Raw genomic sequence first — 14,794 nt, 5'->3', positions numbered from 1 at the left:
AACGCTCTTATATATTTTATTCTTTACAATACTTTAGAAATAATGTACCTAATCATGTTAATTGATAAAATATAAACTCAAAATCATTATATTTATGTGAATGGAAAAGAGGGATAATAACTTCGCCTCCACTCATTGGAAATTACCAATTGATAGGCGAAATAAATTGTACTAATAAATTCATTTAACTAAAAAGACTGCAAACAAACTTCAATTTCAGTTTGTCCACAGACTTTAATACGATTATATATTATATTATGTTGTTGCACCTTTAATTTTAGTTTCTGGAGCTGTTTCTTCTGGTGTTATATCTTCAAAGGTTTCATTTGCTTCTTCTAAGTCTCTCGTTCGGTGAGCGAGACGAGATGCTGCGCTAGCAGCGATACTTGCAACTAAATCATCTAAAAAGGTATGAATACTTCCACCCTTCTTTGTATCTAGTTTTGATATAATACCTATTTTATTCTTGTCAAGATGCCCAAACGTGGTGACGGCTATACTTCCATATGTAAATACAGCGCCTAATGCGATTGTTTCATCTACTCCGAACAAACCTTCATCTGCTTCTACAATTTGCTGAAGAGGAGCGGAAAGCATCTTCTTCTCAGCAAGCTCATCTAATTCAATACCAACTAAAATGGCATGCTGCATTTCTCTTTTTTTCATGACGCTCTTGATCGACTCAATACAATGTTCAATTGTTAATCCTTTATTATAAGGAAACTGCATTTCATATACTATTTTAGCAACCTCTTCGATGGTAACCCCTCTACGTTTTAAGGCATCTAACGTGGCTTGCTCTACTGTTCTCGAATGCACTCTTAATGATTCATTTTCCAAAAAAATAACCTCCTTATAATCTAAAGCTTTGTTAAAGTTATTGGTTGATTTTGACTAACAATTCTTTTTTATAGCGACTGTAAACATACACAAAGGAACTTTCAAATGGCTATTCATAAATAGATGATGAAATGGGGGTTGGTGACAGTTTTTCAGCTTTGTTTATGCGAGTAAATTGATTGCTTTATCGATGCTAAAGCTGTTCCATTTATTGATTGGAGCGCCAGACGGCGACTCCTACGGGATGAGTGAGACAGATAAGACATCACAACCACGCGCGTAAGCGATGGGTGATGGCTTATCGCTCACCCCGTGGAAAGCGTCCGGCTGGTGCGAAAAATCAATTCTACTCTCTGATCTAAGATTTCTTTGCACCCTAAATCAACCCACCGTTTAACATATCCTAATCTAACAATGTAAAACAATCCTTGTGAACTCCTCTTATTATACCTCTTTACCAGTATATGATACAATTTCTATATAACATGACAACGAGGTGTAAATATGAATCGAGGCACATTACAAGACATAACAATTTACAGTAAAGCGTTAGATGAAGAGATCCAGTTATTAATTTATTTACCTCCCAATTATTCACCATTATACAAATATAGTGTTTTAATCGCATCAGACGGAAAAGACTACTTTCAGCTTGGCAGAATATCCAGGATTGCAGATGAGTTATATGAAAACCGGGAAATAGAAAACTTAATCATTGTGGGCGTGCCTTATAAAAATGTAAAAGATCGCCGAAGTAAATATCATCCAGAGGGAGAACAACAGCTTGCGTATTCAAGGTTTATAGCACAAGAGCTTGTTCCTTATATTGATGAAAATTATCCCACTTATCAAATTGGAATGGGAAGAGCTCTAATAGGTGATTCACTGGCAGGAACAATTTCTTTGCTTACTGCTCTGAGATACCCAAACACCTTCGGCAAGGTCATCCTTCACTCCCCTTTGGTTAATGAAGAAATATTAGAAAAGGTGGAAAATCATAAAGAGGTAAGTGCTTTTTCCATTTATCAAGTAATAGGAAATGAAGAAACGGCAGTTAAAACAGGAGACGGACTACTCACCGATTTCCTTACACCTAATCGACAACTTCATGATTTGCTAAAAAATAAAGGAGTTTCTACCTTTTACGACGAATTAAATGGAGACCATACATGGAAGCTTTGGCAGCCAGATATTAAAAGATCACTGCTAAACAATTTCAGTCTGTAGGGTATTTTTGATATAATAGAAATATATTGTAAGATAATTATAAGGAGGTCATGATTATGAAATACGGTATTGTTGCTTTTCCATCAAAAAAGGTACAAGATTTTGCAAACTCTTATAGAAAGCGTTATGATCCCCATTATGCCCTAATTACTCCTCATATGACATTGAAGGGAGTTTTTGAGGCAGATGAAGCCCAAATTAAAACAATAGCTAACCATATTAATGATATAGCTAAAAAACATAAACCTTTTACTATGAAAACTACAAAGGTAAGTTCTTTTGCACCTGTAACAAATGCTATCTATTTTAATGTTCAATCAACTCCAGAGCTAGAGAAGCTTCATGAGGATTTAAATTCTATTGAATTTCATGATGACGAAACGTATTCATTTGTTCCTCATATTACTATTGCACAAAAACTTAGTGGAAGTGAACACGACGATATTTTACCTCAATTAAAAATGATTGGTGCACAGTTTGAGGAAGAAATTGACCGAATTCACCTGTTGTACCAATTAGAAGACGGTTCATGGACCGTATATGAAACATTTAGATTGTCTGGAGCTGAGTAAACTTGGTATTTGCAAAAATTGTTGAAACAGAGAAAGAATATGAGGATGCTATTCATATAAGAAGAAAAGTATTCGTAGAGGAACAAGATGTTCCTCTACATTTAGAGTTAGACGAATATGATATGAAATCGACGCATTTTGTAGCCTATGATGGAGACACTCCTTTTGGAGCTGGCCGCATCCGTATTGCAGAGCCCCATGTCGGTAAAGTAGAGCGAGTATGTATCTTACCAGAGTATAGAGGGAAGCATTTAGGTAACTTGATGATGGATTGTATGGAGAAATATGCATTGGATCATCAATTTAAAAAGCTAAAGCTTAATGCTCAAAGTCAGGCGCTACCTTTCTATGAAAAAAGAGGATATACTATTACATCCCCAGAATTTCTGGAGGCTAATATTCCTCACCGAGCTATGGAAAAAGAATTATAATCCTACATAAGCAAAACCCGCTAACTTTAAGTTAGAGGGTTTTGCTTTTTGCTTAAATATAGGTATTTACAAAATGACCTTTACCTGATATTTCTGCAATAATAGGTGATAAATTGACGGGGTTAGGTTGGATAAAGCCTTTGTATAATGGCAAGCTAGAAAGTTCCTTATTACCCGATAATTGCTTCTCTTCTTTTTGTTCTACGTCTTCATTTTGTTGAAGGTTTGTTAAGTGATTATCAAAAAGTGATTTCATTTTAACTGTTTGAACATTGCTGATTTGAGCAAAATTATATTCTTCCATTTGCATTCGATTAGCATAAATTTGTGACTGCAAAGGTTGAACTGGAATAATATACCCCATTCTTATCCACCTCCATTATAAACTCTATGCTCTTTACCCCATTTGAAATTACCTTAAACCTCTTTTTTAAAAAAATTACAACATTTTTTCAATATCAGTTAAACTGATGGAACTTCCTTTTTGGAGGATAGAGTTCGTCAGCTGATCTTCTAATTCTTCAGAAACAGGTTTGTTAGCTACCCTACCTACTTTTCTTACGATTTTTCTAACTTGATGTTCATCAGTAAAATCCGCATTTGAAATAGCGTTAGCTAATGTAAAAAGCTGATCCATTGATACGCCAGTTTTATTCTCAATCGCTCTAAAAAAAGAATTTTGCATGTATTTTCCCCCTCGCATTATTTATATCCAGGTGTTAAGGGAGAAAGGTGCTTCCTACTATTATTAAAAGAATGAATAACACTACAAGCAGAACAAATGCGTTAGAACCTTGAAAACCACCGTATCCTCCACCATCATAACCTCCGCCATAGCCATAGCCGTAACCACCACCATAGCAAAAACTTTCGCCACCACAATAGCCGTACATATCTTTCCCCCCTTCCTTTCAACTTATAGTATGCAAAGGGGTAAGAGGAAGTAGGGCATTTTAATTAGTAGGTGGTTTTCCGTTTCTGAAATATAAAGGCTCCAATGATACCAAATAAGATTGCTGCGCTAATACCTGAACTAGTTACTTCAAACATTCCTGTTATTACTCCAACTAATCCGTGCTTCTCTGCTTCGGCCAACGCTCCATGAGTTAATGAGTTTCCAAAAGAGGTAATTGGTATAGTTGCACCAGCTCCAGCAAAATCGATGAGAGGCTCATATAAACCAAACCCATCTAGAATCGATCCTGTAACAACTAATCCACTTAACGTATGGGCTGGCGTAAGCTTAAATGCATCCATTAAGATTTGCCCAACTACACATATTAATCCACCTACTACAAAAGCTGTAATTAATGATGATATCATATTATCCCTTCTTCTCCATTCGACATTCTATGGCATGTGCTATACAAGGGATTGTTTCCCCTTGTTGATAAGTTAAAGGGGACAATAGAGCCCCTGTAGCTACTAACAATACTCGGTTAAACGTTCCTTTTTTAAGTTGACTATAAATATGGCTAAAGAATACAGAGGCGGAGCAACCAGGACCACTCGCTCCAGCATTAAAAAATTGGTTGTCTCCATAATATTGAGCACCAGCATCCTGTAAAATAACTCCACTATTCTCGTCTTGGAACATTTCCTTTAATATAGAAAGACCTATTTTCCCAAGATCGCCAGTCATAATTAAATCATAGTCAGTCATTTTGCTATTCGTGTTTTTCAGATGCCTTTCAATCGTATCTCTCGCAGCAGGTGCCATTGCAGCTCCCATATGAAGAGGGTCCGATTGCTGGCCATCCACAACTCTGCCCATAGTAGCATGAGTAATATAAGGAGCATTTTTAGCCTTACTTTGTAATAATGCAAAAGCAGCTGCAGTTACTGTCCATTGAGCTGTTTTTGGTTTCTGAGCTCCGTATTCTAAGGGATATCTAAACTGTCTTTCCACAGAAGGGTGGTGACTCGATGCCCCGGCAAGGACATTCTTAGCATTTCCGGATTCTAATATAAGCGATCCAATGATAACTGCCTCCATTGAACTCGCACATGCAGAAAAAACACCGAAATAAGGAATAGCAAGCTTTCTTGCAGCAAAGTTAGAAGGTGACATTTGATTTACTAAGTCCCCTCCAATTAACAAGTCAATATTATCCATTTTTTCATGTGCTTTTTTTACTGCCGTAGAACAGGCCTTTTCAATAAATCGACTTGCTGCCTGCTCATATGTTTCATTAGTTTCTTTTTCAGTTTCTAGTATTTCATCAAAGCCCTCGGCAAATGGACTTGATTTTTCAACCGGACCAACGATTACTCCGGCACTTGCAATACTAGGTCGTTGCGTAAATGAAATCGTTCCACCGGTACTTACCACGAAACCACTCCCAATTTAACTAAAATAGTTTTAATTAAAGCCACTAAAAAAGCGGAAAGTACACCAAACACAATAACAGATCCTGCAAGCTTAAACATATTGCCACCTACACCTAAAACGTATCCTTCTGTCTTATGCTCGATGGACGCTGAAATTACAGCATTACCAAACCCAGTAACAGGGACCGCTGATCCTGCCCCTCCAAACTGAGAGATTTTTTTGTATAAACCTGTCCCCGTTAAAATCATGGCAATAAAAATCATCGTTGCTACTGTGGGATTACCAGCAGTCTTTTCGGTAAAATTGAAAAAACGTATATAGAAAAAAGTAATTAGTTGTCCAACTGTGCAAAATATTCCACCTACTAGAAATGCTTTAAAACAGCTCATAAATAATGGGGCCTTAGGAGTTTGCTTATCGACAATTTTTTGATATTGTTTTTGATCCATCATGTCTCTTCCTTCGATAGGGATTTAATGTCACTAATTGACTTTTTTAATTCGTCATTTTTCTTCTTCTTGTCTACTATTTTTTCAATTTCCCATTTAATTTTTATATCTCCTGTAACGATTACTTCTTTATCTGGAAACTCTTTTTCAATTGCTTTTTTTACTTCATCTTCTATTTTAACTTTTTGGAAACGTTTGAACCTCGGAATATCTATTGCAACAACCACATCATTGTTATCAATTACACTTTGATATCCGGCAATCTTATCCTGCTCCTTAAGGACTTGCTCAAGTTTTGAGGTATCTCTGTCCGAATACACCTGATCTTTAGAGCTAGAACAAGCCGTCAATAATAAAGACAACAGTAGAATATACACTATTTTGCGCATTTGGCTATTTGCTCCTCTTTTTTTAGGTTAGTATGTACGCAGACTTTGTAAATATACAAATGGAACTGAGCTATTTGCCCTTGTTCAATTAGAACCCTCAACATAAATTACTAAAGAAAGAAGCAAAGGAGGTGAAACAAAATGGGTTGTGGAAATGTAGATGACTTTAATGGTCATGATAGAACTAAACGTTGCGTATGTGATGTAGTTCGAGCTATCAAGGATATACAAGATCAAGCAGAAAATAATTGCGGTCCATGTCCAACTAGTTGCTTTTTAGAGCCACTTGGAGGACTTGTAAGTCCATCAAGAAATCAAGCAGATACACGTGTTTTTATGTTATTGACAAAAGATGGTGATCCTTTCAAAGCCTTCTTCCGTGATTTAACACCTAGACCAAATGATAATGATTGTGTATCAGTATTTTTCCGTGTAGAAGATATTTTTGATGATTGCTGTGCTACCTTAAGAGTTTTAGAACCACTTGATGCTCATAGGAAAGGGATCAATCTATTGAATGGTGATGGTACTAAGATTGACCTAAAACAAATTTGTAAAGTCCGTAATTTCGATTTAACTGGTAGCTGTGTAACTGTAGATTTAAATTGTTTCTGTGGAATTGAATGTGTAGCAGATGTATTCTTAGATGTGTGTGACTGATCGTCTTTCAATATTGTAGTGTCTTTTCCGTTCGGTTACTCACCGAACGGGTTTTTTTCATGTGTCAAAGTATAAAATATTCTCTTGCATAGTCCCTGCACTCGTTAACCTCTGTAAACAATGCCATATACTTATCCGGGTAAAAAAAAAAGACTACCTATATAAGGTAGCCTCAAACTATTTCAATATACTTCCACGCCAAAATATTTTGTTTACTTGATGAATGGGATAGGTCTCTAAGTTCTCGCCATTGGTACTAATTATTACCTGATCATCAGTTACTTCTTGCACTTCACCTTGAATAATACTACCATCAACCATGTGAAAACTTAGCGGGCGATAAACTTTCCGTTGAAATGGTTTAGATAAAAATTTCAGTTTTTCAAATACAGCAATATTCTTCTCTGATATTTTTTTTTTCATCTCATAAATAGAAGTACTTTCTTCTTCTATGATGGTCTCATCTACTACTATTTCTACTTCCTCCTTGGTACGTAGCTGTGGAGGTAGATGGAATACAGGGGGACCTGATATATAAAGTATAGGATCATTTAAAGCGCTCATGGGCACATCCTTTTTTCCTTTACTTTATGCCAAAAAGTTTAGAAAGGTGAATCTATAAGGAAGATATGAACAGTGTTGCTAAGCCTAAATAAATTAAAATACTAACCAAGTCGTTGATAGTCGTTATAAAAGGACCTGAAGCTACTGCAGGATCGATTTTCAACCGATGAATAAGTAAGGGTATAAAAGATCCTCCAAGCGTTGCAAAAAATATAGAGCCAAAAATTGCTGCTCCTACAAGCATTCCAATTAACAGATCCTGTTTCCAGAAGTAAATGACTCCAATAACTAGTAAGCCACATATTAATCCTGTTATTAAACCTGTTCCCGCCTCACGAAACAATAGTTTTGTTTTACTTTGTTCTTCAATATCACCTGTTGCAATTCCTCGAACTGCTACAGCGAGAGCTTGAGTTCCACTGTTACCAGCCATTCCAGCAATTAAAGGAATAAACACAGCAAGCAGAGCTACCTTATCTAGTGTTTGCTCGAAAATACTCATAAGATTTGCTGTCATCATACCTAAGAAAAGAAGTATAACTAGCCATGGCAATCTTTTTCTTGCAGCAGAAAATGGCCCTTTATCGAAAGTATCCATGTCAGAAACCGCTGCAAGCTTAGAATAATCATCAGAAGCTTCTTCATCCAATACATCGATGATATCATCTACTGTTACAATTCCAAGTAGGTGGTTCTCAAAATCTAGAACAGGAACCGCAAGAAAATTATAATCCTTGATCATTCTAGCAACCTCTTCTTGGTCCTCGTTTACTAGCACACTAACAACACGTTCATTCATAATGTCTTTTATAAGGGTATCTTCATCTGCTACTATTAAATCCCTTAAGGAAATTACTCCAGAAAGTCGATGAGCTTCGTCTACTACAAATAAATAATAAATGGTCTCTGCATCAGGAGCTGCATTTCTTAAAATGATCATTGCAGAACGACAGGTTGAGTTTTCTGGAATTGCTACATATTCTGTAGTCATAATAGACCCAGCAGTATATTCCTCGTAATGTAGTAAGTCTTTTATTTCTTGAGCAGATTCCTTATCCATTATATTTAAGTAGCTAGCAACCTGGGCATCCTCAAGTTCGTTTAAGACGTCTACTGCGTTATCAGCAAACATATAGGAAAGCATATCAGCTGCGTATGTCGTATCCATTTCTTTTAAGTAAAATTCATACAGTTCTTCATCAAACTTATTTGCTTCAAAAAGCTCTGCCATCTCTTTTGGAGAAAGATAATGAAAGATTTTCTGTCGCAGCTCTGGCTCTACCTTCTCAAAAAATAATGATTGATCGTATGGATGTAGCTCCATAAAAATTTCTCTAAATTCATCCATAGAATCTGCAAGTAAAAAATGAATTAAATTTGATTCTTCTAATTCTAATAAATCCATCTTTTCTTCTCTCATATCTTTCCCTCCCTTCGGCATTTATCCTTTACTATTGTAAGACCACAATTTTTATTAAGCAACTGCTTTCTTAATTTGGCAAAAAAGTTACATCAATATATTATTCCCCGGGAAATCATACTAAAACTAAATGTAAAAGAATTCACTACTTAACCCTACATTAGTACAATGTATAAAGTTGTTCTGTATCGATGTCACAACAAGACGAACACTACCTATCAAATGAAACAAGGGCAGCGATTTGATTCACCCCCCCCTTGTTTTCATCCAGTATTTATTTTGAGTTTATTTACTCATTTATCTATCGTAGCTTTTTCCAAAACCGCCGCCATATCCATAGGATATTCATCTTCTATCGTTAAAGCTTGTTTTGTAAATGGATGCACCAATTTTAGTTGCTTAGCATGTAATGCCTGACGAGTCATTATAGCCAAACTTCCTCCATACAGATCGTCACCTATTAATGGGTGCCCCACTGACATCATATGTACTCTTATTTGGTGAGTCCTACCGGTAAAAAGCTTCAACCTTACATGAGTCAGATTTTCACCATTAACAGTAAATCTTTTTATTACTTCTACAGACGTCTTAGCTTGCTTACCTTCTGGGTCAATCCTTCGCTCAATAATGCTGGTATCCTTTCGGCCTATTGGGGCATCGATAAGGAAAGAATCTTGTTCTACACTGCCATGAACAATTGCCTCATAGGTTCTATAAATAGATCCAGCCTTTTGCATTTCACTCATTAAGTGATGAGCATGACGATGTTTTGCAATACAGACAATGCCCGACGTATCCTTGTCCAGCCTAGTCACGATATGTACGGTGGAAACAGATGAATTCTTTTCAAGGTAACCAGCAATCCCATTTGCTATTGTTCCCGTAGGATGCTCACGAGAAGGAATTGTACTTATCCCATCCTTTTTAGATATAACAAGTAAATGTTCATCTTCAAATAATATAGGAAAATACATTTCCTCGGCTATTAAGCCTTCGCTTTTTTTCTCTTTAGGAAACACAATAGTTACGAGGTCACCTTTTTCAAGTGTATGTCTAACTGTTTTTTCTTCCCCATTTACTATAATTTGACCACCTTCAAACTTAATACTAGTAAGGGCTTTTTTTGATATGCCATATTGGCTAATCGCTTCTCTTAGTAGAAGTGATTTGTCCACAGTGAAGGAAAGCTGTATTCTATTTTCCATCATTATTTTAAGTCACTATCTATAAAGCTGTCATGCACTCTAGTCCAAAAAGGAAAGGCACGGAATCTAGCAAAACGAACTTTTTCTTCTGCGACCTTATATTCAATAGAGGCAACGTCCTTATGTAGCAGGTGTAGATGATCGACAGTCACCATAAAATCTGGACCATTCACTGGTCTTAGTAAACAGGTATGATGCTTAGGCAACACTAAAGAAGAACCAACCGTACGGAACACTCGATTATTAATGGAAGCAATTTCAGCTAGCTGCATAGCCTCTAAAGAAGGATGTACTATTGCTCCTCCTAGTGCTTTATTGTAAGCAGTACTTCCTGATGGAGTGGACATACATAAGCCATCTCCTCTAAATCGCTCGAATAAGCTACCGTTTAGCTCCACATCCATCACAAGGGTAACGTCTGGAGATTTCACTGTCGATTCGTTTAATGCCAAATAAACAGAGCTATCTTCTCCATGCTTATAGTTAATCGTTACTTCAAGTAATGGATATTCGATAACTTTAAATTCTTTTTTGGCAATACTAATAACTAGTTTTTCTATTTCTGAAGGTTTCCAATCCGCATAAAAACCAAGATGCCCTGTGTGAATACCAACAAATGCAACAGAATCTGTCATATGCTTGTACTTATGAAAAGCATGCAATAATGTCCCGTCACCACCGATGGAAAGAACGATATCAGGATTCTCTTCATTTAAAGTTAGTCCAAAATCTGTAAGGTACATTTTAGCAGTTTCCATTAATTGATTGGATAGTTCATCATTTCGAGACTGTATAAAGAAATTCATTGTACCACGGCCTCTCTTTTATATTTTTTCTTCTTTTATGTGAGGTGGGGATTGTTCCTTGTTCTCACTAAAATATTTTTGTGCTTCCTGAATCTCACCTCGAATAAGTGACATCTCTTCATCTAAACGAAATGCGGCCTCTGCGGCATATTGCAGCCTGGTTTTAATTTCTTCTGGAAACACACCTTTATATTTGTAGTTTAGCGAATGCTCTATGGATGCCCAAAAATTCATTGCTAATGTACGAATTTGAATTTCCGCTAATATAGTAACCTCACCGTGAATTGTCTGTACAGGGTATTCAATGATGACATGAAAGGATCGATAGCCACTTTGCTTTTTATGACTAACATAATCTCTTTCTTCAATAATAGTCATATCTTTTCTACTACGGAGTAATTGGATAACGGTTTCTATATCATCTACGAATTGACACATCATTCGAAGTCCAGCAATGTCTGGGATTTCTCTTGCAAGTGTTGCAGAAGGTTCAAATACAATTCCCTTTTCTAATGACTTATCATATATACTAGCCAGTGGTTTAACCCGACCAGTTACAAATTCAATAGGGGAGTTAGTATTCTCAATATCAAATTGAGTCCGCATACCTTTCATTTTAACTTTTAACTCATCAACTGCCTGCTTATACGGCTCTAAAAAACGTTCCCATTGGCCCATACTACTAAACCTCCACTTTGAACACTTATTATGCTTTTAAAATTTCTTTAAAAGCATTTTCAACGGCTTGAGCAAATTCTGCTCCGTAGTTATCATTGCCTTCTATATTGAAAATTAGCATCTCTAACTCTTCTTTAAACTTCACTAAAACGACCCTTTGGTCTCCAATTTGTAAAATAGGATCCTCGGTAGCTTTTAAAGTATTAACTAGTAATGGCCATACATCCTGACCAAATTTAAGATAGTGATATTCGCTATCTCCTTCTAATAAATATACGAAAGCTAAAGAATCAGAATCTGTAATCATTTGTCCGCCAGCTTTTATATTTAACCCTTTAGGCACATCCTCTAAAGTAAACCGAATATCATTTTCTAGTTGCACGCCACTTTGTACTTGAAATGTAATAGGCAAAACACATCGTTCCCTTCTGTCTATTCTGTAACTATTTTAACATATTGAAACTCATTGGAAACCGTCTATAATGAAATAATATGAAAGGTGTGAGACTATGTTATCTGAACAAGAGATTGAATTTAAAAACTTATTAACGAAAGAAGAATTCATGAGTTTGACAGACTTTTTCCATATCGAGCCTAAGCATTTTCAAAGTCAAATAAACTATTATTTTGATACACCTGACCAATATTTTAAAAATAATCATATGGGCTTTCGCTTAAGAGTGTTGGAAGATCGAAATGAACTTACCCTAAAATCACCAGTAAAAAAGCACGTGATGAATGAGCAAACAATTTTAGTAACGGATGAGCAAAGAGATTTAATCATTAACCAAGCAATTTTTCCTTCTATCGCTTTCATTGATGAGCTGATTGCTTCTAAATCCCTTTCTTGCTTTGGTAGTATAGAGACTAATCGTGCTCAATTGAAGCTGGAGGAAGGCATACTTTTCTTAGACCACTCCTCATATAGTCATACTGAAGATTATGAGGTAGAATATGAAAGTAAAGATGTCGAAAAAGGGCAAAAATTCTTTTATGAATTATTGAAAAAACATCAAATCCCCCTTCGTTCGACCGATAAAAAGATTGCACGTCTTGTAAAGGCTATGAATTCTTTGAAAGGTTGATGCTTTATAGATATAAAGTCACTAAAAACGTTAATGGATATTAATGCTATGCAAACATTGGGAAGTGTCCAAAGTTCTCAAACTAACAACGCTTCTTCCCTTTTTTCAGAAATGCTTGGACAGGTTCTACAAGAAACATCTATTGGGGGTCCCACAACTACTTTCGATTCCCTTTTCTATAGTGGTGACTCACCTGTTTATATACCCGAAAACGGTATAAATAATTCCTACCAGTCTATGAAAGTTTCTGTAGGTAACCCCTCATCAATAGAAGAAATCATAAACAAAGCTTCTGACGCATATAATGTGCCAGCAAAATTAATTTCTTCTGTCATCAAACAAGAGTCGAATTTTAATCCTAGTGCAATTAGCTCTGCTGGGGCATCTGGCTTAATGCAACTTATGCCAGGCACAGCTAAGTATTTAGGTGTACAAAACATTCTGGATCCAGAGCAAAACATCATGGGTGGAACAAAATACCTGAAACAGATGTTAGAGCAATTTGATGGTAATATAGAAAAAGCGCTGGCCGCTTATAATGCCGGACCAGGATCAGTTAAAAAATTCGACGGAATTCCTCCCTATAAGGAAACAGAAAATTATGTGAAAAAAGTTCTAAATAATTTCTTAGCTTGACGTATAAACGACCGCCAAAATTGGTCGTTTTTTCTATATTGTTTCTGATTACAGTCTAATTGTTTGAGATATTCGTATTTGATTGCTAAAATGTATTTAGTGCTAAAGCAAAGGAGTAAACAACTATGACCCAGAAGCCGATTTTACCATATGACGAGATAGGTGCAGATAAATTATCACTCCTTGTTGATACGTTTTATAGCAAAGTAGCAAAACATCCAAAGCTAAAGCCAATATTTCCTGAAGATTTAACGGAAACAGCGCGTAAACAAAAACAATTTTTAACCCAATACCTTGGGGGACCAAACATATATTCAGAAGAACATGGCCATCCCATGCTAAAGATGCGCCATAACCCTTTCTCTATCACACCAGAACGTGCAGAAGCTTGGCTCAGCTGTATGTCAGATGCAATGGACGAAGTCGAACTTGATGGAAAGGTGCGTCATGATTTATATAGAAGACTTGTACTTACTGCCAACCACATGGTCAATCAAATGAGTCATGAGGAGGAAAAGATGTGACAAGAATACAAATTCCTGTTGAGCCGATCAATGCTCCTATTACAAACAAGCCACTTGAAATGTATATGTTTTTAGATCCGCTTTGTTCTGCTTGTTGGGATTTGCAACCGATTATTAGAAAATTACAAGTGGAGTATGGGCAGTACTTTACTATTCGAACAGTGCTTAGTACAAGACTAAACAATTTAAATACTGCCTGCGTTTTTTCCAAAGGAACAGTTGAAGATGATATCAACTATCCATATATTCAGCATTCTGTATTGCCTTCTATTGCAGTAAAAGCAGCAGAATTTCAAGGAAAAAAAGCTGGACTTCGTTTTTTTAATAAAATACAGGAATATCTATTCCTTCAAACAAAAAATGTAACTTCTTTTTCGGTATTACAGGAGCTTGCATATGAAGCGAAAATTGATGTAGAGGAATTTACACGTGACTTCCAGTCTCAGGAATGTTTACGCTCCTTCCAAAGTGATTTATCCATCACTTGTGAAATGGAAGTTGATACGTTCCCAACGGTTGTATTTTTTAATGAAAACATTGAAGATGAAGGCATCAAAATTTCTGGCACTTATCCTTATGATATATATGTACAAATTTTACAGGAGATGTTAAATGCTTCTCCCAAAAGACAAGATCCACCCGGACTTGATAAATTATTAAATCGATTTCATTCATTGACTACTAAGGAAATAGCTGATTACTACGGTTTAACGATGCAACAAGCTGAATGTGAATTAAAAAAGCTTTTATTGCGTCAAGAGGTTGAAAGAATCGTACTTCCAAATCTAGTAGTTTGGCGTTTAAAAAATAGATAAATAGATTATTCATCGGCTGTAAACACTTGTTTACAGCCTTTTATTATGTAATAAAAGAGCTTTTCCCCTCGGTTAATGAGCCATAGCTATTGCCATATACTGCTTTAGATTTTATATAAAGAAAAGGCTAGGCTTGATCTATGATGCAAATAAATTTCTAA

General features: G+C 36.0%; 22 protein-coding genes. 8 read left to right on the top strand and 14 right to left on the bottom strand.

Annotated elements, in window-relative coordinates:
* Window positions 1-255: 255 nt before the first annotated feature.
* On the bottom strand, window positions 256-840 hold the full coding sequence (locus NSQ95_RS05330; RefSeq protein WP_340884531.1) for a phosphatidylglycerophosphatase A: 585 nt from the start codon (window positions 838-840) through the stop codon (window positions 256-258).
* A gap of 504 nt (window positions 841-1,344) precedes the next feature.
* Between NSQ95_RS05330 and NSQ95_RS05325 the strand changes: the two genes are divergently transcribed.
* Genes NSQ95_RS05325 through NSQ95_RS05315 form a run of 3 tightly spaced genes read left to right on the top strand, consistent with a single transcriptional unit; the run spans window position 1,345 to window position 3,070 of the window.
* The gene (locus NSQ95_RS05325; protein ID WP_340884533.1) at window positions 1,345-2,067 is read left to right on the top strand and encodes an alpha/beta hydrolase-fold protein; all 723 of its coding nucleotides are present in this window, start codon (window positions 1,345-1,347) and stop codon (window positions 2,065-2,067) included.
* Window positions 2,068-2,123: 56 nt separating this feature from the next.
* Window positions 2,124-2,639: a YjcG family protein gene (locus NSQ95_RS05320; RefSeq protein WP_340884535.1), complete on the top strand. Its 516-nt coding sequence runs from the start codon at window positions 2,124-2,126 to the stop codon at window positions 2,637-2,639.
* A 2-nt stretch (window positions 2,640-2,641) separates the two neighbouring features.
* Window positions 2,642-3,070, top strand: a complete 429-nt coding sequence (locus tag NSQ95_RS05315; protein WP_169358872.1) for a GNAT family N-acetyltransferase — start codon at window positions 2,642-2,644, stop codon at window positions 3,068-3,070.
* Window positions 3,071-3,122: 52 nt separating this feature from the next.
* Here the strand turns inward: NSQ95_RS05315 and NSQ95_RS05310 are convergent, their stop codons facing one another.
* From NSQ95_RS05310 to NSQ95_RS05280, 7 genes are all read right to left on the bottom strand, one after another.
* Complete coding sequence (locus NSQ95_RS05310) at window positions 3,123-3,434, bottom strand: hypothetical protein (RefSeq protein WP_340884539.1); 312 nt, start codon at window positions 3,432-3,434, stop codon at window positions 3,123-3,125.
* Window positions 3,435-3,509: 75 nt separating this feature from the next.
* Window positions 3,510-3,755 (bottom strand): stage VI sporulation protein F, encoded by a 246-nt coding sequence (locus tag NSQ95_RS05305; RefSeq protein WP_340884541.1) that lies wholly within the window; start codon window positions 3,753-3,755, stop codon window positions 3,510-3,512.
* Between the two features lie 34 nt (window positions 3,756-3,789).
* Window positions 3,790-3,963: a YjcZ family sporulation protein gene (locus NSQ95_RS05300; protein WP_169358869.1), complete on the bottom strand. Its 174-nt coding sequence runs from the start codon at window positions 3,961-3,963 to the stop codon at window positions 3,790-3,792.
* A 64-nt stretch (window positions 3,964-4,027) separates the two neighbouring features.
* Entirely contained in the window at window positions 4,028-4,393 is a 366-nt protein-coding gene (gene spoVAE, locus NSQ95_RS05295) for a stage V sporulation protein AE (protein ID WP_298469861.1), read from the bottom strand.
* Between the two features lies 1 nt (window position 4,394).
* Window positions 4,395-5,402 (bottom strand): stage V sporulation protein AD, encoded by a 1,008-nt coding sequence (locus NSQ95_RS05290; RefSeq protein ID WP_342560449.1) that lies wholly within the window; start codon window positions 5,400-5,402, stop codon window positions 4,395-4,397.
* The gene (gene spoVAC, locus NSQ95_RS05285; protein ID WP_340884551.1) at window positions 5,396-5,851 is read right to left on the bottom strand and encodes a stage V sporulation protein AC; all 456 of its coding nucleotides are present in this window, start codon (window positions 5,849-5,851) and stop codon (window positions 5,396-5,398) included. The genes NSQ95_RS05290 and spoVAC overlap by 7 nt, the downstream gene beginning before the upstream one ends.
* Window positions 5,851-6,240: a YhcN/YlaJ family sporulation lipoprotein gene (locus NSQ95_RS05280; protein WP_340884554.1), complete on the bottom strand. Its 390-nt coding sequence runs from the start codon at window positions 6,238-6,240 to the stop codon at window positions 5,851-5,853. Before NSQ95_RS05280 ends, spoVAC begins: the two co-directional genes overlap by 1 nt.
* Before the next feature lie 141 nt (window positions 6,241-6,381).
* On the opposite strand from NSQ95_RS05280, the gene NSQ95_RS05275 reads away from it, so the two are divergent.
* Complete coding sequence (locus NSQ95_RS05275) at window positions 6,382-6,900, top strand: CotY/CotZ family spore coat protein (protein ID WP_298469850.1); 519 nt, start codon at window positions 6,382-6,384, stop codon at window positions 6,898-6,900.
* 177 nt (window positions 6,901-7,077) lie between these two features.
* Here NSQ95_RS05275 and NSQ95_RS05270 read toward each other — a convergent pair whose 3' ends face one another.
* From NSQ95_RS05270 to NSQ95_RS05245, 6 genes are all read right to left on the bottom strand, one after another.
* Complete coding sequence (locus tag NSQ95_RS05270) at window positions 7,078-7,464, bottom strand: hypothetical protein (protein WP_342560448.1); 387 nt, start codon at window positions 7,462-7,464, stop codon at window positions 7,078-7,080.
* Between the two features lie 52 nt (window positions 7,465-7,516).
* Window positions 7,517-8,884 carry a magnesium transporter gene (mgtE, locus tag NSQ95_RS05265; protein WP_342560447.1) on the bottom strand — a complete coding sequence of 456 codons (1,368 nt, stop codon included), beginning with the start codon at window positions 8,882-8,884 and terminating at the stop codon, window positions 7,517-7,519.
* A gap of 293 nt (window positions 8,885-9,177) precedes the next feature.
* The gene (locus tag NSQ95_RS05260; protein WP_340884560.1) at window positions 9,178-10,092 is read right to left on the bottom strand and encodes an RluA family pseudouridine synthase; all 915 of its coding nucleotides are present in this window, start codon (window positions 10,090-10,092) and stop codon (window positions 9,178-9,180) included.
* Window positions 10,092-10,895, bottom strand: coding sequence for an NAD kinase (locus tag NSQ95_RS05255; protein WP_340884562.1), 804 nt, complete (start codon window positions 10,893-10,895; stop codon window positions 10,092-10,094). The genes NSQ95_RS05260 and NSQ95_RS05255 overlap by 1 nt, the downstream gene beginning before the upstream one ends.
* Before the next feature lie 18 nt (window positions 10,896-10,913).
* Window positions 10,914-11,573, bottom strand: coding sequence for a GTP pyrophosphokinase family protein (locus NSQ95_RS05250; RefSeq protein WP_340884564.1), 660 nt, complete (start codon window positions 11,571-11,573; stop codon window positions 10,914-10,916).
* 28 nt (window positions 11,574-11,601) lie between these two features.
* A complete protein-coding gene (locus tag NSQ95_RS05245) occupies window positions 11,602-11,985 on the bottom strand; it encodes a hypothetical protein (protein ID WP_340884566.1) in 384 nt (127 codons plus the stop codon).
* 97 nt (window positions 11,986-12,082) lie between these two features.
* On the opposite strand from NSQ95_RS05245, the gene NSQ95_RS05240 reads away from it, so the two are divergent.
* The 4 genes from NSQ95_RS05240 to NSQ95_RS05225 all read left to right on the top strand — a co-directional run bounded on the left by NSQ95_RS05240 (window position 12,083) and on the right by NSQ95_RS05225 (window position 14,633).
* Window positions 12,083-12,658, top strand: coding sequence for a CYTH domain-containing protein (locus tag NSQ95_RS05240; protein WP_169358859.1), 576 nt, complete (start codon window positions 12,083-12,085; stop codon window positions 12,656-12,658).
* A gap of 48 nt (window positions 12,659-12,706) precedes the next feature.
* Window positions 12,707-13,294, top strand: coding sequence for a lytic transglycosylase domain-containing protein (locus NSQ95_RS05235; RefSeq protein WP_240949626.1), 588 nt, complete (start codon window positions 12,707-12,709; stop codon window positions 13,292-13,294).
* 125 nt (window positions 13,295-13,419) lie between these two features.
* Window positions 13,420-13,818 (top strand): globin, encoded by a 399-nt coding sequence (locus NSQ95_RS05230; RefSeq protein WP_169358857.1) that lies wholly within the window; start codon window positions 13,420-13,422, stop codon window positions 13,816-13,818.
* A complete protein-coding gene (locus NSQ95_RS05225; protein ID WP_340884572.1) occupies window positions 13,815-14,633 on the top strand; it encodes a ClpXP adapter SpxH family protein in 819 nt (272 codons plus the stop codon). The genes NSQ95_RS05230 and NSQ95_RS05225 overlap by 4 nt, the downstream gene beginning before the upstream one ends.
* The last annotated feature ends 161 nt before the right edge of the window (window positions 14,634-14,794 follow it).

This window comes from Psychrobacillus sp. FSL W7-1457 (assembly GCF_038593405.1).
In the GTDB taxonomy this organism is placed as follows: Bacteria; Bacillota; Bacilli; order Bacillales_A; family Planococcaceae; genus Psychrobacillus.
The sequence above is the reverse complement of the archived record's forward strand: the minus strand, read 5'-3'. Positions and strand labels throughout refer to the sequence as shown.